This is a genomic window from Aureliella helgolandensis, assembly GCF_007752135.1.
Taxonomy (GTDB): domain Bacteria; phylum Planctomycetota; class Planctomycetia; order Pirellulales; family Pirellulaceae; genus Aureliella; species Aureliella helgolandensis.
On sequence record NZ_CP036298.1, the window covers coordinates 7998071 to 8016510 of the forward strand.

General features: G+C 55.7%; 15 protein-coding genes. 7 read left to right on the top strand and 8 right to left on the bottom strand.

The features are described 5' to 3' along the window. Window positions 1–119 precede the first annotated feature (119 nt). On the bottom strand, window positions 120–3152 hold the full coding sequence (locus Q31a_RS28195; RefSeq protein ID WP_145085745.1) for an FG-GAP-like repeat-containing protein: 3033 nt from the start codon (window positions 3150–3152) through the stop codon (window positions 120–122). Window positions 3153–3206: 54 nt separating this feature from the next. On the opposite strand from Q31a_RS28195, the gene Q31a_RS30585 reads away from it, so the two are divergent. Next, window positions 3207–3383 carry a hypothetical protein gene (locus Q31a_RS30585; RefSeq protein ID WP_197355850.1) on the top strand — a complete coding sequence of 59 codons (177 nt, stop codon included), beginning with the start codon at window positions 3207–3209 and terminating at the stop codon, window positions 3381–3383. 257 nt (window positions 3384–3640) lie between these two features. On the opposite strand, the gene Q31a_RS28200 is transcribed toward Q31a_RS30585, so the two are convergent. From Q31a_RS28200 to Q31a_RS28220, 5 genes are all read right to left on the bottom strand, one after another. After that, window positions 3641–3865, bottom strand: coding sequence for a hypothetical protein (locus tag Q31a_RS28200; RefSeq protein WP_145085748.1), 225 nt, complete (start codon window positions 3863–3865; stop codon window positions 3641–3643). 468 nt (window positions 3866–4333) lie between these two features. Next, on the bottom strand, window positions 4334–5161 hold the full coding sequence (phnX, locus tag Q31a_RS28205; RefSeq protein WP_145085751.1) for a phosphonoacetaldehyde hydrolase: 828 nt from the start codon (window positions 5159–5161) through the stop codon (window positions 4334–4336). Further along, window positions 5158–6321, bottom strand: a complete 1164-nt coding sequence (locus Q31a_RS28210; protein WP_145085754.1) for a TIGR03364 family FAD-dependent oxidoreductase — start codon at window positions 6319–6321, stop codon at window positions 5158–5160. The genes phnX and Q31a_RS28210 overlap by 4 nt, the downstream gene beginning before the upstream one ends. Beyond that, entirely contained in the window at window positions 6318–6890 is a 573-nt protein-coding gene (locus tag Q31a_RS28215) for a phosphonate degradation HD-domain oxygenase (protein ID WP_145085757.1), read from the bottom strand. The genes Q31a_RS28210 and Q31a_RS28215 overlap by 4 nt, the downstream gene beginning before the upstream one ends. Before the next feature lie 5 nt (window positions 6891–6895). Continuing rightward, window positions 6896–8041 (bottom strand): zinc-binding dehydrogenase, encoded by a 1146-nt coding sequence (locus Q31a_RS28220; RefSeq protein ID WP_197355854.1) that lies wholly within the window; start codon window positions 8039–8041, stop codon window positions 6896–6898. 766 nt (window positions 8042–8807) lie between these two features. On the opposite strand from Q31a_RS28220, the gene Q31a_RS28225 reads away from it, so the two are divergent. From Q31a_RS28225 to Q31a_RS28235, 3 genes are all read left to right on the top strand, one after another. Next, window positions 8808–10172, top strand: a complete 1365-nt coding sequence (locus Q31a_RS28225) for a DUF5690 family protein (protein ID WP_197355856.1) — start codon at window positions 8808–8810, stop codon at window positions 10170–10172. Between the two features lie 25 nt (window positions 10173–10197). Continuing rightward, window positions 10198–10836, top strand: coding sequence for an ureidoglycolate lyase (locus Q31a_RS28230; RefSeq protein WP_145085762.1), 639 nt, complete (start codon window positions 10198–10200; stop codon window positions 10834–10836). Window positions 10837–11229: 393 nt separating this feature from the next. Further along, a complete protein-coding gene (locus Q31a_RS28235) occupies window positions 11230–13116 on the top strand; it encodes a LamG-like jellyroll fold domain-containing protein (RefSeq protein WP_145085765.1) in 1887 nt (628 codons plus the stop codon). Window positions 13117–13141: 25 nt separating this feature from the next. Here the strand turns inward: Q31a_RS28235 and Q31a_RS28240 are convergent, their stop codons facing one another. Continuing rightward, entirely contained in the window at window positions 13142–13618 is a 477-nt protein-coding gene (locus Q31a_RS28240; RefSeq protein WP_145085768.1) for a hemerythrin domain-containing protein, read from the bottom strand. A gap of 269 nt (window positions 13619–13887) precedes the next feature. On the opposite strand from Q31a_RS28240, the gene Q31a_RS28245 reads away from it, so the two are divergent. The 3 genes from Q31a_RS28245 to Q31a_RS28255 all read left to right on the top strand — a co-directional run bounded on the left by Q31a_RS28245 (window position 13888) and on the right by Q31a_RS28255 (window position 16139). Then, window positions 13888–14145, top strand: coding sequence for a DUF4404 family protein (locus tag Q31a_RS28245; protein WP_145085771.1), 258 nt, complete (start codon window positions 13888–13890; stop codon window positions 14143–14145). Window positions 14146–14357: 212 nt separating this feature from the next. Continuing rightward, on the top strand, window positions 14358–15359 hold the full coding sequence (locus Q31a_RS28250) for a DUF1559 domain-containing protein (RefSeq protein ID WP_145085774.1): 1002 nt from the start codon (window positions 14358–14360) through the stop codon (window positions 15357–15359). Between the two features lie 342 nt (window positions 15360–15701). Beyond that, on the top strand, window positions 15702–16139 hold the full coding sequence (locus tag Q31a_RS28255; protein WP_145085777.1) for a carboxypeptidase-like regulatory domain-containing protein: 438 nt from the start codon (window positions 15702–15704) through the stop codon (window positions 16137–16139). A gap of 14 nt (window positions 16140–16153) precedes the next feature. Here Q31a_RS28255 and Q31a_RS28260 read toward each other — a convergent pair whose 3' ends face one another. Further along, a complete protein-coding gene (locus Q31a_RS28260) occupies window positions 16154–18418 on the bottom strand; it encodes an arginine/lysine/ornithine decarboxylase (protein ID WP_145085780.1) in 2265 nt (754 codons plus the stop codon). Between the last annotated feature and the right edge of the window lie 22 nt (window positions 18419–18440).

Below are 18440 nucleotides of genomic sequence, written 5' to 3' on the forward strand. Positions count from 1 at the left end.
CTCATTCTTGCCCGGGCAAAGTCGGCCTGTGGGCTATAAGAGACAGCATGGGTGCTACTGCAGAACGCAAAAGTGCCCGGGATCGGCACTCCAGCAAGCACCCCATTTCGGCCTAGCAATTAGGGCAGTTGGCGCACTATTTGGTTTTCAATAGCAATCCAGTGGGTGTTGCTGCGGACATTGTCAATCTGCTGACGCATGCCAGTGGGCCACTCAATTTCGATCCGCTCCACCATGGAAGCGTCGCCCAGTCCGAAGTGCAATTGGCGTTGATTGCTGGCCATGTAGCCTCCTCCAGCTACCAGCTGAGATGTCCACGGACGACCATCAGCCGTGACGGTGACCTGGGCGCCAATCGCATCACGGTGGGATTCAACACCCACTAGGCGGATGGATACAAAATTGCCGCTGGTCGATTCGTTATGCAGCAGGCAAGTCGGTTGTTCGAGATCACCAACAACCATGTCTTGCCGCCCGTCGCAATCGGCATCGATTAGGGCAGCCGCGCGACCAACACGCATCGACGCAAAAAAGGGACCTGTGTCCTCAGCGGTCCCCTCGACGAACCTCGCTGCCGAGTTCCCCGAAAAATACTGAGGTCGCATGCGAAAGGGAATGCCCATATGGCTCATGTCATCGATATGGCCGTTGAGGACGACGAAATCGAGGTGCCCATCGAGTTGAGCATCGAAACATTGCGTACCGAACCCCAAGGGCGCTAAGCTCGGCGCCACCAACCCTGCAGCTAGGCTGGCATCGCGAAAGGCCCCCGCCGACTGCTGCACATAGAGCGTGTTGGATTCATCGTGATAGTTCGTCACCAGTAGATCAATGGCCCCGTCACGATTGATGTCTCCAGTTGCTACCCCCATACATGCCTGAGCCTTGCCTTCGATATCGTAGGCCAAGCCCCGGAGCAAGGCTTGGTCTTCGAAGCGAAGCCCCAGTGGAGATTGGGGATCAGGTTGTGAGGTCAGCAACAAGTTAGCGACTTGATCGTTGGCCACGAAAATGGAGGGTAAACGCTCTGAGCCCAACCGCACCACGGCTACCCCCAACGCATTGCCCCCCTTCACCGAGTCCGCCAGAACTTGGTGGCTGACGTCATGAAACAATCCGTGGTCGTCGGCGGCCAACAATCGTCCCTCTGCAGGCAGAAAATTGCGCGGTGAACACGCTCGCGGTTGGCCCCCCATCAGACAACGGCGTGTCGTCACGTCCGGACCACGAACGTAGTTGGCATCATAGATCTCAGTGGTAGCATCCCCATTGAGGTCGGCAATCGCCGCGCTGACCGTCCAACTCGTCGAACGATCCGCGAGATGCTTCGCCCCGTCGATAAACGTACCGTCGCCTTGATTGAGCCATAACTGATTCTCTCCAAAGTTGCAGACGTAGATATCGGGGAAGCCATCGCTATCGATATCTCCAATCGCAACCCCCTGACCAAATGCACTTTCCTGGATTCCGGCCAGCAAGGTCACGTGAGCGAATTTAGGTTTTGAACCCAAGGTTCCCGTCTGGTTGCGCAGTAAGCAATCGGAGTAGTCGTCTTGAGCACCACCAGCAGGCCAGTTGCAACCTTGCACTAGGAATACATCGGGCCAACCATCAAGATCGTAATCCAAGACGCCCACTCCGCCACCGGTCATCTCAAACATGCGGCGACCATCTTCAAATTCGGTTCGCGACGCGAAGTAGGTAAAATCGAACGCGTCACGAATTTCAGTAAATCGAGCTTGAAACTGCGGCTCACCCTGACTCGCTTCTGCGACCTCCTGCACTGGCTCGCTTGCGGGCCACTGCGGAAGCGGAAGTGAGCGAACCCATTGGTCGTCGAGCAGTGGTTGCTCCGGATGCGTCCGCGAGTCGCCCGAATTGGACTCACCAGAATACGACTCACCGGAGAGCTGGTTCCTCAATTGCGATAGTTGGGTGTGCGTTGGATCGGCGTTTAGGCCGTACGCACACCAAGCCCGGGCCTCAAGGGGGCGACCGAGTTTGAGCGTGAGTTCCGCTGCCCGGGCGATCTGCTCTAAGCGTGCGGCAGAGCCGAGGTAGGTGCGGAAGGCGGCTTCGGAAATCTGCCCCGAGGCCAGTGCCTGGCGGCCCGACCATTCATCCGCCATTATTCGCTCCAAGACAAACAGGAATTCCTCAACGGTCGCGGCGCGGTGCTGGAGAGAGTGGGCCAAGTCGACTTGATCCATGCCCTCCAGGGTCTGCACCAAACCTTGCAGAGCAACCAAATGTGCCGGATCTCGGCGGAGCGCTTCGGCAAAACAGCGGGCCGCAGCCTCCTGCTGTTCCGCTTGCTGGGCCCACTGCGCTCGAACAACCCAGACGTCTGGATGCAAATCGGCGTCTGCCGGGAGTGAACGCTCCCAGCCGGATAGTCGCTCCGGAGTTAGTTGCAGTCGCAACTTGCCCAGTTGCACATGCGCTTCGACCAGTCGAGGTGACTGCGCGAGGACTCGCGTTAGTAGCTGCTCGACTTCCTCCATTTCCCCCGCACGCAGACGGATTCGAGCCAAGCCAAGCAGAGGAAGAGCGTCGTCAGGAGTGGTAAGCAGGAATTGATCGAGCTCAGCTTCGTTTTCAATGGATTTCGCCAGGTTGCCTAAGTGCAGTAGATGCTGGGCAGCCCCACGTCCGCGACGCACCAATTCGAGCAGATGGGGTGCAGCCTCCCTGCGTTGTCCAGAAAGGTTGAGCAGATAGACCAGTCGCTCGCGAGCTTGATGCTGCTTGGCATCCAGGGCGACGGACTGCCCCAGCTTCTCAATCGCGCGGGTCATCTGCTTCAGATGCAAGGCGACTTCACCAGCCGCCCAGCGAGCCGTGGCGGCTTCACCATCCGCTGCATCCGGAACCCGATCGTACAGTTCAATAGCCAGCTCATACTGCTCCAATCTCGAAGCAGATTCACCGGCCATCAACAATAGCTTCGACGAAGCTTGATCGGTCTCGCTCAAGGACTGGCAGGCCGCCAAGACCGTGGGGTGATCTCCCCGCAAAAAGGCGCGTCGGGCTAGTGCATGTGTCTGGCGGGCGTCGACGGTGGGACTGGCGGAGCGCCACAATGCGAAGAACAGTGCCGCTCCTAAGACAGCAGACAAGGCCACCAGAGACTTCGAGCGAGACAATCGCATTCCATTCCTTGTGTCACAGTAAAGGCAAAGACCTGTTAGCCGCGAGCTGGCGCCTTGAATCAAGCTTTCGTACCAGATTCCACCGGCGAAGATCTTTTCGCCAGCAGCCAGAGCGACACTCTGTTTAAGACAGCTCCATACGTCACGCGTTGGCCTGCCAGTATACCAAGTCCCGCTTGCCAACGCGTCGCTTACGCTCAACAGGGAGCCGACAACTTAGAACCGATCTGAAACCCCGTGGACGTAGCATGGCTCCCCGAGCCGTCTACGGGGTTTCGGATCGGTTCCAATTCACCACCGCGTTGAACGCGATTCCTCAGGGGGTGATGTAGCCAGGGCCGTGGAGCGAATGACCAACACAACGCGCCCCAATAACTCCCCAGTCTTGAAGCAGCAGCACCACGTCGATGCCCCCAGAGAATTAAAACCAGAGAATTAAAACCAGAGAAATAAAGCCAGCGAAGTAAACGCTCAGTCAGGCCGGACGACTAAGATCTTTCGCTTGCTGGGGCATCGCTTGCTGGCTGTACGAGACTGTAAAGTTGCAAGCTTTCATGATTCAAAGCTTCATTGAATTGCTGGACATCACCGAGGATTTCACGGAGTGTTTCGTAGTAGATATTGATGGAGACCAAGATGGCAGTGCGACTTGAGGTGCTCACCACCAGCTGGCTCCAGGGAAACTTGCAAATCGAACTCGCACGGGGCGTCATCTGCCTGCTGCGTATTCGTCAACACCGCCAGCGTCGCCAACGGCAACGCCATTCCCACCATCAGCATCGAAGTCTCCATGCAGGAACAAAGGTTTCGCAGACCATTCAGAGGCAAACAAGTGTTTTAGAGAGCCCTACCCACCCCCACCGCACCAAACCTCCCTGCAGCAGGGCTGGTCGCGGTCAACTATCTTTTTGACAATTGCACCATAACTTCGTTGACGATCTCGAGTTTTGCTCGATTTGCCTGAAATCCGAGGAAGTTGCAGATTCCAGCTCCACGAGCAGCAATCGCCGCCTCCCTCCATGCGAGGACGATCGGATTCTGCCCAGGTCTGTCATTCTCAGCAGGCAGGGATTAATGGGCGCGGGAGCCACCGCCGGGTTTCCCGCCTGCGCAGGAATAATGCCGAGGGATTGATGAGAAGCGCATGTCACTACCGCTGAACACCTTGTCGCAACACATCGCTACGCGAAAGGCAGCAAACCGGCAGCAAGTCGACGGTCAAATTCATAGAGTACAGGAGCGATATCGGCCACGCTCTCCACAACCGCATGGGCGCCGGCTGATTCCAGCGTCTGAGCTGCGTGGCGGATTCGGCGTTTTTGTGCTTCGCCATCCAACGCCGCCCATTCCTCTCGGCTCAGCCCAACACAATTTCCAGTCCGCGTGATGCCGATCGTCCAACATCCGGCGTTGCGGCCCGCTTCAATTCCTACGGGAGTGTCATCTACTTTAACAATGTTCCACATCGGATAAACCTCCATCCGCTTGGCTGCTTCGTGCAAGAGAAACGGGGCGGGTCGTCCGGCGGGCGCATCCTCCACTCCTAAACTGCAATCGGGTACATAACCTTGCGTTGCAGCCGCTGCAGCCACAATGTCGAGCAATTCGCGTGTGTAGCCAGTCGTGGAACCAATTTTTAAACCTTGGCTGCGACACCATGCAATCATTTCTGGCACACCTTCAATCAGTTGACTGTGCGCCCCCAAGGTTGCCTTCTGCAGCGGTAGGAAGTCGGCATACATCTCATCGATTTGCTCGGCGGTCATAGCCTGGCCCTCGAATTGTGCGCGCCAGGCCGCATCCACTTCGGGCATGGCGCCGATGGCCGCAATGTGATCGCGTTTCGCTCGGCCCATCGGTTCACGCGCTTGAGCGGCCGTGATTGGCACACCCCGCTGCCGGAAAATTTCCTGAAAAACGCTGGCTGGCGCACAGCTTCCATAATCGATCGTTGTCCCAGCCCAATCAAATACAATGGCTTTTAAATGGGTAAGTTTCTCTTCACTCATAACACGACTTCCTGACCAGTCAACTGTTTCCAAAAACGATCCGCCACGCCAAACGACATGGTCATCCCAGCTCCACCGGGGCCAACACAAACGTGGACCCCCTCTTGGACTTCCTGCTCCAACATGACCTGTGTCGGATGCTTGGCATACACACCGTGCCAACGACTCTCAATGTTCCAATCGGGCAAGGCGAATTGCCGTTGCAACTCACGGAGCATGAGTTGGTCGATTTCGGAGCGATCAAAGGGACTAATCTCGGCATCATACTCATGGGAATCGCCCAACACGACCTGCCCCAGTTCATTTTGCGACGCCATGACGTGAATCCCAAAGCGATCGAGTTCGGGGGTCTCTTCACGGACGCGACGTCGCAACTCCTCTAGCGACGGACAAGCAGCAAAAGCACTGTAGTGCCGCAACGTCAAACCGCTGGCCAAGTGAGGACCGATGCGCCATGCGTCGGCTTGCGTGGCGGTACGTAACATATGGAGCTTGCACAGGCGAAGACCAGCGCCGGCAAAGGCGTCGGGCAGCAAGGTCTGGAAATCACTGCCGCTGCAAATCACAATGCGTTCCGCCTGCCAACTCAATCCGCCACCGCTGCGCAACACCCCGGGAGCCACTTGGTTCACCAAGGTCTCAAACCTCAACTCAACTCCGTAGCGCTCCTTCAGCCAATGCGGAATCGCCCGAATCGCTGCCGGTGGATTGACGCAAAGCTCCGTAGCACTCCACATAGCCCCCAGCAATCCCTCGGGCTTGGCGGCCGGCGTCCTCTCCAAGGTTTCCGCCGGACTCAGCATTTCGACTGAGATGTCACTTCCACGACAATGTTCGACATACTCCTGCAGCACCGACAATTCGTCGGGACGGTGCGCAAGGTGCAACGAACCGCAGGGGTTGGCCCACACGTCGGAAGCCGCAGCGAGCTGCAACCACAGCTCGCGCGAGCGCATCGCCAGTTGATGCAATTCTCCGGCGGGTTGCCCAATGGGCCAGACCATGCCGAAATTTCGAATGGAGGCGCCTACTGCCTGCGGAGATCGCTCCAGCAACACAACCCGTTGCCCACGGGCGGCTGCCATCCAAGCGTGGGCCAGCCCAACGATGCCTGCGCCGACGATGGCGACATCATAACTCTTGCTAGTCGTGGGGCTCATTGGGCCACCTCGTCTGTCGAAACCACTAAGGGGTCGATGAACGCGAGAAAGTGTTCGAGCGGTGGAGTTGCCAAATCGACAACTTTGGCCTGATCATCCCACTTCCGCAGCTGCAGCGACTCCTGCCAAAACGGAGTCTGACGAAATTCGGATAATTCGGTGGCCGACATCGGCCCTCCCTGCAACGCTAAACTCACCTGCGAGGGCTCGGACAACTGCGCAGCATACTCTGGATCGACTGCACACAGATAGCGTTTGGCATCGACATGCTGTCGAACCGGCTCGGTCACTGCTTGGTCAAAGTATTTTTCCAAGTATCGATAACCGCTCTTTTCATGATGATCATCAACCCCTTGATCTGGCGCATCGTCTGGAAGCTCGTGAAGCAGATGTCCAACATCGTGCAACAAGGCGGCAACGATCAACTCGGGTGGCGCCTGATGCTGCTCTGCCAACGCCGCGCATTGCAACGCGTGCTCCAGTTGCGTCACCGACTCACCTCCATACTCGGAATTCCCGCGGAGCTTAAACAGTTCGCCAATTCGGCTGACAAGGGTAGAGGGAGTCATGGGGATCAGGTTTTCTCTAAGGAAGGCTTGATAGCAATACGAATGGCGGTCCGTCGCGGCGAGTCGTCGACGGCAAGGGAAACGTCGGACAACGGATACACTCGAGAGACCAATTCCGCGAAGGGCCAAGTCGTGCCATGCTCCGTTAGAAAATCGACCGCCGTCAACAAATCGGCAGGACGATAATTGTGCACGCCGTGGAGCGACAAGACGCGGCGCACCAGCTGCTCAGGAAAAATCTCGACCGCTGGAGTTGGCCGCACGGCACCTACCAACACGAGGCTGGCTCCTGTATCGGCCACTGAAATACCAGCTTCCGTTGCCTGCGAACTGCCGGACATTTCCAGCACCACATCGAACTGCCCCAGTGACGGCAGCCGCTGCGCCCACTCGCTCCACAGTACGCAGCGGTCAGCAGCAAATCGTTGCGCCAACTCCAAACGCTGGGGATCGGTATCGCAAACGGTAATGGAACTAGCCCCACGGCTCTTCGCCATCGCACTGGCCGTCAAACCTAGCAATCCGGCCCCAAACACCAGCACGCGACAATTGGCCAGATCACCGGCAGTGCGCAGCGCCGCAGCCACCGTCGCAGTCGCACAACTCACCGGACAAATAATCTCATCGGCAATCTCGTGATCGACTGCCACTAGTTTGGTTCCGGGCACTAGGTGACAGTACTCGGCTAGACCACCGCTGAACACCCAGCCCTGGTCAGCCTGGGGCCCTGCTTGCTCAGGGATAGGGCTGTGTCCGTACTTTCGCAGTTGTTCGCATTTCTGGGGAAAACCACGCTTGCAATTGCGGCATTCATCGCAAGAAGCGGTGACGGACCACACGACCCGGTCCCCGACTTTTATCTTGCGGCCCCGCAAATCGCTCAGGGAATCGTCCCCCAGCCGCTCGACGACCCCCAGGATTTCATGCCCCAAGATGCAAGGGACCGGCTCCTGGCGATGACCATCCAAGGTGGACCAGTCGCTACCGCACATCGTGCAGCAGGTGATTCGCACCCAGGCTTCACCTGGCGCTAGTTCTGAAGGAGCCAGCAGTTGCATCATTTCGAGCGGCTTCCCTGGGCCGTGAAATACCGCAGCCAGGGCAGTCCTCGAGTGAGTCGCAGTCGAAGATGCGGCGGAAGATTGATGCATGGACCGCATCCCTTAGGGTAAATTTGCGAGCAACAACAGAAACAAACTCTGGCGGGTGCGAGTGCGGAACCACCAGTGGTAGGCAAACCGAAACAGCGGACGAGGCGGACCCAGCGGCCAGCCCTGCCCTCACTCGAACTTCAATCTAGGGGGGACCTTCCTTACTAGGGCTGGCAGCCTTTCCTGGAACGAATCCCCTCCTGCGACGGCATTGGTAGCTACACAAATCCGAACGGCTCTTTGGTCAAGCTGGGGCATTGAAAAAGTTAAATTGAAGATTGTAAATTTGAAATTGATCGACTCATGCCAGTAGAAGTGACTTAGTGAAGTGACTTGATGGATCCGCGCGGCGAAGATTCCAAGATGCTATCTGAGCATCGGATCACACCGTTTCTCGACGAATGCATCCACTCGACGAATACATCCAATTGTGCAACATCCACGGATGTGTCCGTCGTGAACGCCAAGACCAACCTTCAGAAAACCTCAATAGCAGCCCGCTGGCTAGGAATGTGCAATTGTCAATTTAACTTTTTCAATCCCAAGCGACAGGCAGCAGCCTTCAAACTTGTGTAGATCCCCATGCCTGTTACCGAGATTCCTACTCAACTAGACCGGCATTTCCTCAGGCTGGCATTCCTTGGATCCTACTTTCTGGGATCAACCGCGGTCGACTATATTAACAAGTTTTCTCGCTCGCCGCGCACCCGCGAAGTGATGAGGTTTTCGTGAAGATCAATTGAGCATTCGATCGGTGGGTGTTAGCATGCGAAGCGGCCTCGCACTCGAACGCCTTTCGCTGGACGCCTTGCATATGGATGCTTCCCCCGACCTCGACCAACCAACGGCAAAACGCTCACTCTTGGGGCCTCCCATGCTGTGGGCCAGCATTGCGGCATTCGGCACCTACTTTTGCATGTATGCCTTCCGTAAGCCCTTTACGGTAATTGATTACGATGCCTTGACCGCTTGGGGCTGGGAATACAAGACGGTAGCCGTCGCCGCGCAAGTCATTGGATACATGATTTCCAAATTCCTGGGCATTAAAATACTGTCGGAGATGCCTGCCAAACGTCGCGCGATCGGCATCCTCATCCTGATTGCGTTTGCCGAACTAGCGCTCGTCGGCTTTGGATTTGTACCTGCTCCCTACAACATTGTTTGCCTATTCCTGAACGGCCTCCCACTGGGCATGGTGTTTGGTTTGGTACTAGGTTTCCTTGAGGGGAGAAAACAAACCGAGGCGCTGGCTGCCATCCTATGCACGAGCTTCATCCTGGCCGACGGTGTCACCAAATCGGTAGGCAAAGCGTTACTGGAAGCAGGCGTGCCACCGTTCTGGATGCCCTCAGCGGCCGGAGCCCTGTTCCTTCTGCCACTGCTAGTTTTCGTGTGGATGCTGCAACAGATCCCACTCCCCGATGAAGCAGACAAGCAGGCCCGCAGTGAACGACTCCCCCTGACCTCCCAGGAGCGACGTGCCTTCTTCATGCGTCACGCTTGGGGACTGACTCCTCTACTGATGATGTTTTTGCTGGTGACCGTGCTCCGCAGCATCCGCTCCGACTTTGCGCCTCAAATTTGGGAAAGTCTAGGAGTGACGACGACTCCCGAAATCTTCAGCTATTCAGAGATTTGGGTCGGCTTGGCGGTCACCCTTGCCAACGGAGCGGCGGCCCTGGTAAGCGACAATTACCGAGGATTCAAACTGGCGCTGGCGACTTGCACGGCCGGCTTCATCATCCTACTCCTATCGACGCTCGGCCAACACTCGGGCGTCATTTCTCCCTTCCTGTTCATGGTCTTGATTGGCATCGGCCTCTACCTCCCCTACGTCGCAACGCACACCACGATCTTTGAACGCTTGATTGCGATGACGCGCGATCGTGGGAACCTGGTGCACTTGATGTACCTTGCCGATTCCATAGGTTACCTGGGCTATGTGGGCGTCATGCTATGGAAAAACGCCGCCCAACCCGAAGCCAACTTCATGAACTTCTTCCGACCGATCTGCTACGTCGCTGGCACGATATCTCTGCTTTGCATGTTGAGTTGCCAGATCTATTTTTCACTTCGCGCCAGTCGCCAACAGCGAGCCATAGGGCCGGTTGCGCTAGAGCCAAACGCATAGCCTCGAACCAGAGCAGAAGCCCCACATGCCCATAGACTACATGAACCCCGGCTTAGCCAACAATCTCGACCGCACCGTAATTCCGGTAGTCGACGCCACCGCCGAGTCCTTAGCCGGCTATGGGGTTCTCGTCGACGATCCCAACCAGGCTGAAGTGGAGATCGTCCGCTGGCCCGCGCAAGGCTGGCGTCCGGTCGACCTAGACAGTGGCGACGAAGCAGGCACAACCGAAGGCACTTTCCTGAGCAGCTGGAAAGGAGACATCCTGTACGGCAGCAACGCCGCCGTGGGTGGCGAATACGTGCTTGGTTACAGCATCGAACCAGGTCGCGCACAAACCGACCACTCGCGCATTCCAGAGCGGGTACTCATGTGGCACGCCAACTACCATCCCGACGGCGGACAGCTATTCTTTCCGCTCGACAACCAAACCTATTACCTTCCGCTGGCGTTGCCGGGGGATGACATTTCGCCAAGCGATTTCACCTGCTTCCGCTTGCGGGGTGACCAGGGATGCTGCATCCACCCCAACGTCTGGCATGAAGGAGTCTTTGCGCAGTCTGGCCAGCAACGCTTCTTCGATCGCCAAGGCCGCGTGCATGCGAGGGTGTCGGTGGACTTCGCGCGCGAGTTCTCGTGCTTGGTGGAATTCCCCACGCTCTAAGGGCCTTCGGAACCATTATTGGCGGATAGTCGCCGAACAGCTCCGCCGGTTCGTTCGGGAAAATGCCGATCGGCGGAGCGATCTGGCGACACTCAATGCTCCGACGGTCCTAAGCTTCACACAATCCCAACCAAATTCTAACACAACTGCTCCTCCAGCAGCGCGAGTGGCTGGTAGCCTAGTTTCATCAGTGACTGATTGCAGGGTTGTCCGGCAGTGGAAAGAGGCAATCGCTCCCACAGTGCGAGGCAGCTCAAGGGCCATTCCAGCTTTGGGTGTCGGACACTTCCGCCCGTGCCCCTTTGCCTCAGTCCTCAATACTGACCGAGCACTCGATATATACAACAAGACTGCATCTGAAACAGTACCGCCCCTCCCTCTTGGATCCGCTTCATGCCTATCATCCACAGCCGCCTATGCCGAGTGGCAGCGTTTACGAGCCTACTGACTTGCTGGCTCCTGATACTCCCCCAAGCCATCGCGCATGAGGGTCCCGATCCACTCGCCCATTGGCGATTCAACGAGACCAATCTCGCGGCGGGAAAACTGGCGGCTCGACTTGGCCCTGCCGCCAATTTCAAGGGCTCGCCACGTCCAATCGCTGATGAATTCGGTGGAAGCATCTACTTCAATGGGCACGGCACCGAGTGCGTTGTGGCCGACGACTATCACACGGCCATGAAATTCTTACCCGAAAATCACTTTACGATTTCGGCTTGGGTTTCTATCGACGAAACGCGTGACTGGGCGGGCATTGCCGGTGTCGTTCAAGACAACGGTGATGCTGAATCGGGTTGGTTCCTTGGCTACAACCACGGGGTCTTCAACTTCGCTCTAGCGTCGGTCCACAACAACAGGCTCACCAACCTGAAGGGACAAACGAAGTTCGAGCCAGGCCGGATGACCCATGTGGCTGCAACCTACGACGGTGAAACCATGAACCTCTATGTCAACGGGCAACTGGATGGCAGCTCCACCGCGCAGAGCGGCAACATTCGTTATCCTGAAGCTGCATCGTTCGTACTGGGCAGCTATCGAGACCAAGACGAGTTCAATCCACTGCGTGGCTGCATTCGTGAGCTATCCATTTACGCCCATGCCGCCAAAGATGCCTGGGTCACCCATGAGTTCCAGCATGGGCAGGCGTTGGTCAATCTCCAATTGTCGGGGACCCAAGCGGGCTCGCTTGAATTTGTGGTCAAGCCATTCCTGCAGTACGGCACACAGACGAGCATGACGGTGGTGTGGCAGACATCGCAAGAATCCTCGGCGGAGCTCCATTACGGATCCACCGTCGCTTGCGAAGAATTCGTCTCAAGCGACAATCCTGGCCCCATTCACACGATCCAGCTCAACGAGCTCGAACCCGAAACGCAATACTTCTACCGCACGTTCTCTGAGACCGAAGACGGGAGCTTCCTCGAATCTGAAACATCGACTTTCGTAACGGCCGTACGCGAGCAGACCCCGTTTGCCTTTGTGGTGATTGGTGACACTCAAGGCAATCCAGCCGTCGCTTCTAAACTAGCCGCTCATGCCTGGGCTCAACGCCCGAGCTTCCTGTTGCACGCCGGCGACTTGGTAGATACCGGGACAATTGACACCCATTGGACGATGCAATTTTTCCCCAGTTTGCAAGAGCTCATTTCGCGCGTCCCGCTATACCCAGTGCTAGGAAACCACGAGAGGAATGCCGACAACTATTTTGACTACATGGCCTTGCCCGCTCCCGAATACTACTACGACTTCCGATTCGGAAACGCACATTTTTTTATGATCGATTCCAATCGCAATGTGAATCCAGAGTCGGAACAATACGTCTGGCTCGATAAAGCGCTGGGTGAATCCGATGCAACCTGGAAGTTTGTCTGCCACCACCATCCCCCTTATTCGTCAGACGAAAACGACTACGGGAATTTATGGAAAACCAACCAATCCACCCGTGGAGACACCCGCATCCGCGCTTTAGTCCCTCTGTACGAAAAACACTCGGTGGACATCGTGTGGAACGGTCACATCCATTCCTATGAAAGAACATGGCCCATCCTGGAGGGCAGCGCCGTCAACGAGAATGGGACCATCTACATGATTACGGGCGGGGGTGGCGGCGGGCTGGAAACGCCCGGCCCCATTCGCCCGTTCTTCCAGAACAACGTACGACGTGGACACCACTACTCGATCGTTTCGATCAATGACCAAGTACTTGAGTTCAAGGCCTTCGACTTGGAAGACAAGCTGTTCGATACGCTGACGATCCGCAAGCAGCGGCAATCCCAGTAATCCCTCATGACGCTGGACGCTGGCGTCAATCGCCCACACCCACATCTTGCGTCATGGCCTCCATGATCAGATTCAGCTCAGCCGATTCGTGCGCTTTGAAAGAGCGATCAAATGCCTTGAATCGGTCGAGCACAGGGGTCAAATCACGATCGCGATGGGCGATGCAGGCGTTGGCAGCATCCACCAACTCTTGGCACATCACGAACAACGTTGAATGCTGCCCACGAAGACTACCAGCCTGCTCATGGAAGCGAGGCGCATTCTCAAGAGCATCTTCGAAATAACCGTAGGCTTCTTCGAGCGTAAAATGAAACGCTAGCTGGTCCAACAGGCCTGCCAGCAGCTCCACAAACTCTTTGGCGTGGTTTGCTATCGCAGCGCGATTGAATTCAAGTTCTCTCAACCGCGAAAGAACGCACTGCAATTGCTGGTGATCGTCCTTGATCTCTTGAAAGAAGGCTGCATTGAGAGTGAATTTGGGCGTCGACTTTTCCGGGGACATGTGCGGCGTCCTTCCTTAAGGAATCTTCAACTAAAACTTATTCGATTGGTAGATCAAACTAGCAGTCCGTCCATCATAACTCCTGAAGCGGTGGACGAGGCAACGCGTCGACTCATGCCACGTTAAAGCAAGCGACTCATTGCTACGACAACACACATTTCTAGTCTGGACGAGGCACTAGTGGTATATTGACACATGACGCATTGAGAAGCCAGTAGTTGGCCATGATTCTCAAGCAGCCCCTCACCGAGAAAGAAAGAGTGCAAAGCATGCGCCAAAACCTGGAACCAATCCTAGAAGAACTCCACGCAGAGCTCGAAAACGCTCAGGATTTAGACGCGGAGCAATTGGACATGTTGCGGACCGCTGTCGCAGAAATACAGTCCACTTTGGATCAAACCGACGTTAGCTCGGCCACTCTCGCTCAACGATTGCAGGAAGCTACCGATCAGTTCAGCCAGTCCCATCCAGTCCTAACCAATACCATCGGTCGTTTTGCGGACCTCCTGGCCCAAATGGGCATCTAGAGGAAGATTCACGAAAAAGCGAGCGTTGGCGTGGCATAAATCATTGAGTCCGTATGTAAAACCAAGTTACACTACTAGGTCAACAATAGGAAAACAGGGCCCCTTCAGCTTAGATCTGGATGTGCCAAATAGCTTCGTGTTGGTGTTAGATTGATTCATCTTCGTTGTGGTCCAATCTCTTTTCTATACCGAGTTTCTAAGGAAACTATCGCATGCGAATGAGCTCCTCTTCACGGTCTAAACGGTCCGCGTTCACACTGGTAGAACTGCTAGTTGTCATCGCCATCATTGGTATCTTAGTCGGATTACTACTACCTGCTGTTCAAGCTGCCAGAGAGGCTGCTCGCCGCATGCAGTGCTCGAACAACTGCAAGCAGATTGGTTTGGCATTGCATAACTACGAGAGCTCGATGAAAACCTTCCCACAGGCTTGGTGGCTCGACATCCCCCCCAAGACGCTTAATGGCACATCTTGGGGTATGGCCATTCTGCCTTACATCGAACAGGGAAACCTTTACAACCAGTTCAACCACAACGTCATGTCGGTTAACGAAACAGGACCGGCCGGACAAGCCAACGTGCAACTCCTGAAGACGCCACTTTCGTTCTTCATCTGCCCTTCCGCTCCTGGCGGAGCCGAGCGAGTCTACGATGGAGACGCCTCTCCGGACCTACCGGTCACCTGGAGCAGCGCACCATCGGATTACATGGCCACGACCGGAATTCTGGGAGACTTTGCGACCATCGCCTACTCGGGAAGTGCCGGCGGCAATCGCCATGGAGCATTGCAAGTCGGCGGTCCCTACGGGAGCAACCGTGGAGGCCGAATCAGCGATTTGGTGGATGGGACCTCGAACACGATCCTGATTGGTGAGCGAACTGGCGGAAATCAAATCTATGTCCGGCACACTCCGAACACCATGCTGAATCCGTACGTTCCGTCCAACGGTGGTGGTTGGGGTGACCTACTCAATGGAGAAAACTGGCTCAAAGGCTCACTCCATGATGGCAATCCTCTCAGCTCGCCCAATGGTGGTCCCTGTGCTATCAACTGCAATAACCTCAGAGGCTCCAGCATGCACAGTTTCCATACTGGAGGATGCCATTTCTTAATGGGCGACGGATCGGTGCAATTCCTGAGCGAATCTGTCGATGCCCACTCCTTCGCCGCGCGGATCACTCGTGAAAAGGGTGAGGTTTTTCAGCAAGACTAATGGGCGTTAGACCGTTCTACCGCTTGGCGAGTACGCCATTCGCTGCAATCGGGCGAATGGTGCGATAGCGAGCTAAAAACTGCCCAGGTTCGGACCTTGTCACGAATCTGCATCAAAGCCATCTGCGCCCCCACACCTGCCGCCTCAGCTCAAACGAGTTGTTGCTGAACCGGCCTAATGTGCATGCGCGGTAAGAGTAGCGGCTGCTGGTTGGCACCGCTGCGACGGTGCGTGAGAAATCACGAAATTGAACAACCGCTCAGCCAGAAACCACCCTGCCCTCTCCTAGCACGACCTAACCACAATCGACAGCCTTATCGCATTACCTCGGAGTCCGCAGTCATGACACGTTTGCTTGGAATCCCTTCCCTCACATTCACATTTCTGGCACTCGCCCTGGGCTGCGCCGATCCCCATCCAGACTGGAAAGAGACTTACCCGGTCAAAGGCCAAGTTTTTGCAGATGGCAAGCCAGCCGAAGGCGTCTCGGTAACCCTCAATCCCAAGTCGGGGCTCGACACCAAGCAACCGACCATTTCGAGCACCATGACCGATGCGCAAGGCAACTTTGCCATTTCCACTTACGAAGAGGGAGACGGCGCACCTGAAGGCGAATACACCCTGACCTTCAAGTGGGGAAAACTCAACCGCATGAGCATGTCCTACAGTGGAGACCAGTTCAAAGGGAAGTATAGCGACCCGCTCAAATCGAAATTCCCGCTATCCGTACAACCAGGTTCCCCCATCGATATGGGAAAGATTGAACTGGTTACCCAATAGCCCCACAGAAGAGATCAATTGTTGGTCCGCACACAGTCGACGTAAAACTTGGCGACTCCATCGACATTCTCTTCCACCAGACCATGGATGTCGGTGTCAAAGCCAGGAAACTTCAAATTAAACATTCTGGCGAACTGCAAATACTCGACAATCGTCTTATTAAATCGCTCGCCAGGAATCAACAATGGTATTCCCGGTGGATATGGGGTCAGCAGCACGGCGGTCGCCCGACCTTCGAGATCATCGATTTCGACGCGATCCATCTCCCGGTGGGTCATCATGGCATAGGCATCGGAAGGTTTCATTGCCGGCTGCATGACGGACAGATACATCTCGGTAGTCACGCGAGCGATATCGTAGGCTTTGTACGTTTCGTGGATCTGTTTGCACAGATCCCGCAAACCAATCCCCTCGTACATCGGGAATTGCTGGGAAAACTCCGGCAGAATCTTCCACATGGGAATGTTCTTGTCGTAGTCATCCTTGAATTGCTGCAAGGCGCTGACCAGCGTATTCCAACGCCCTTTGGTGATACCTATCGTAAACATGATGAAGAAGGAATAGAGTCCAGTCTTTTCGACGATCACACCATGTTCGGCCAGATAGCGGGTTACGATCGAGGCTGGAATGCCAGCTTCGGCAAACTGCCCGCGCACATTGAGCCCAGGCGTCACTACAGTCGCTTTGATGGGATCGAGCATATTGAAGCCTGGCGCTAAATTGCCGAATCCGTGCCAGTTATCGTCGGCTCGCAAAATCCAGTCCTCTTGCGTACCAATCCCCGATTCGGCCATTTCATCGGGGCCCCAAACCTCAAACCACCAATCATCTCCCCATTCTGCATCGACCTTCCGCATGGCGCGGCGAAAGTTAATCGCTTCGGCAATCGACTCTTCGACCAGGGCCGTGCCGCCTGGAGGTTCCATCATGGCAGCTGCCACATCACAGGAAGCGATGATCGCGTACTGCGGTGACGTGGAGGTATGCATCAAATAGGCTTCATTGAAGATGTGGCGATCCAACTTGGTCGTCTTGGATTCCTGGACCAAGATCTGCGAAGCTTGGGAGATCCCCGCCAACAACTTATGGGTGGAGTGCGTCGCGAACACCATCGCATTGTCGCAGCAAGGACGGTCGCGACCGATCGCATGCATGTTGCGGTAGAATTCATGGAAGGTCGCATGCGGAAGCCAAGCTTCGTCGAAGTGCAAGGTGTCAATCTGGCCATCCAGAATCTCTTTGAGCGTCTCGACGTTGTACACAATGCCATCGTAAGTGCTCTGAGTGATTGTCAGAATACGCGGCTTCCGATCGGGGTGCGCCGCCTGCGCTTCGCGGGCGAATGGATTGGCATCAATCTTCTTCTGAATATTCTCTGGACGAAATTCATCCAGCGGAATGGGACCAATCAATCCCAAGTTGTTGCGGGTTGGGGTAAGAAAAACAGGCACCGCGCCGGTCATGATAATCGAATGCAAAATCGACTTATGACAGTTGCGATCGACGACGACGATGTCGCCCGAAGCGACCGCCGAGTGCCACACCATTTTGTTGGAAGTCGAGGTTCCATTGGTTACGAAGAAACAATGATCCGCGTTGAAGATCCGGGCCGCATTGCGTTCCGAGGCTGCGACAGGCCCCGTGTGATCGAGCAATTGTCCCAATTCCTCGACAGCGTTGCAGACATCCGCTCGCAGCATGTTTTCACCAAAAAATTGATGAAACATCTGCCCCACTGGACTCTTAAGAAAGGCGACCCCTCCAGAATGCCCCGGGCAGTGCCAGGAATAGGAACCATCACTGGCATAGTCGACTAACGCTCGGAAAAACGGAGGGGCCAAACCAGCAGTGTACGATCGAGCCTCCCGAAGGATGTGCCGCGCTACGAACTCGGGAGTGTCTTCAAACATGTGAATGAAACCGTGCAACTCTCGCAGGATATCATTCGGAATATGGCTCGATGTCCGCGTTTCCCCGTAGAGGAAAATTGGGATGTCGGAATTCTTGAAGCGAATCTCCTGAATGAAATCGCGGAGATTGGCAATCGCCGGCTCTTCATCCCCACCCGCCGTAAATTCTTCATCATCGATCGAGAGAATGAACGCCGAGGCGCGCGACTGCTGCTGAGCAAATTGGGATAAATCACCGTATCCCGTGGCACCAATGACTTCAGCGCCCTCCCCTTCGATTGCTTGCGCCAATGCCCGTATCCCCAATCCGGAGGAGTTCTCGGATCGAAAGTCTTCGTCAATGATCAGAATCGGAAATCGGAATTTCATCTTGCGCATTTCAAAAGGGGGA

Bases quoted from the DNA above. Each gene is read 5' to 3' on its own strand.
- Q31a_RS28210 (WP_145085754.1), bottom strand. From the start codon at position 6,321: ATGAGCCCCACGACTAGCAAGAGTTATGATGTCGCCATCGTCGGCGCA.
- Q31a_RS28250 (WP_145085774.1), top strand. From the start codon at position 14,358: ATGCGAATGAGCTCCTCTTCACGGTCTAAACGGTCCGCGTTCACACTG.
- Q31a_RS28235 (WP_145085765.1), top strand. From the start codon at position 11,230: ATGCCTATCATCCACAGCCGCCTATGCCGAGTGGCAGCGTTTACGAGC.
- Q31a_RS28225 (WP_197355856.1), top strand. From the start codon at position 8,808: ATGCGAAGCGGCCTCGCACTCGAACGCCTTTCGCTGGACGCCTTGCAT.
- Q31a_RS28260 (WP_145085780.1), bottom strand. From the start codon at position 18,418: ATGAAATTCCGATTTCCGATTCTGATCATTGACGAAGACTTTCGATCC.
- Q31a_RS28220 (WP_197355854.1), bottom strand. From the start codon at position 8,041: ATGCATCAATCTTCCGCCGCATCTTCGACTGCGACTCACTCGAGGACT.
- Q31a_RS28255 (WP_145085777.1), top strand. From the start codon at position 15,702: ATGACACGTTTGCTTGGAATCCCTTCCCTCACATTCACATTTCTGGCA.
- Q31a_RS28200 (WP_145085748.1), bottom strand. From the start codon at position 3,865: ATGACGCCCCGTGCGAGTTCGATTTGCAAGTTTCCCTGGAGCCAGCTG.
- Q31a_RS28195 (WP_145085745.1), bottom strand. From the start codon at position 3,152: ATGCGATTGTCTCGCTCGAAGTCTCTGGTGGCCTTGTCTGCTGTCTTA.
- phnX (WP_145085751.1), bottom strand. From the start codon at position 5,161: ATGAGTGAAGAGAAACTTACCCATTTAAAAGCCATTGTATTTGATTGG.
- Q31a_RS28215 (WP_145085757.1), bottom strand. From the start codon at position 6,890: ATGACTCCCTCTACCCTTGTCAGCCGAATTGGCGAACTGTTTAAGCTC.
- Q31a_RS28245 (WP_145085771.1), top strand. From the start codon at position 13,888: ATGCGCCAAAACCTGGAACCAATCCTAGAAGAACTCCACGCAGAGCTC.
- Q31a_RS28240 (WP_145085768.1), bottom strand. From the start codon at position 13,618: ATGTCCCCGGAAAAGTCGACGCCCAAATTCACTCTCAATGCAGCCTTC.
- Q31a_RS28230 (WP_145085762.1), top strand. From the start codon at position 10,198: ATGCCCATAGACTACATGAACCCCGGCTTAGCCAACAATCTCGACCGC.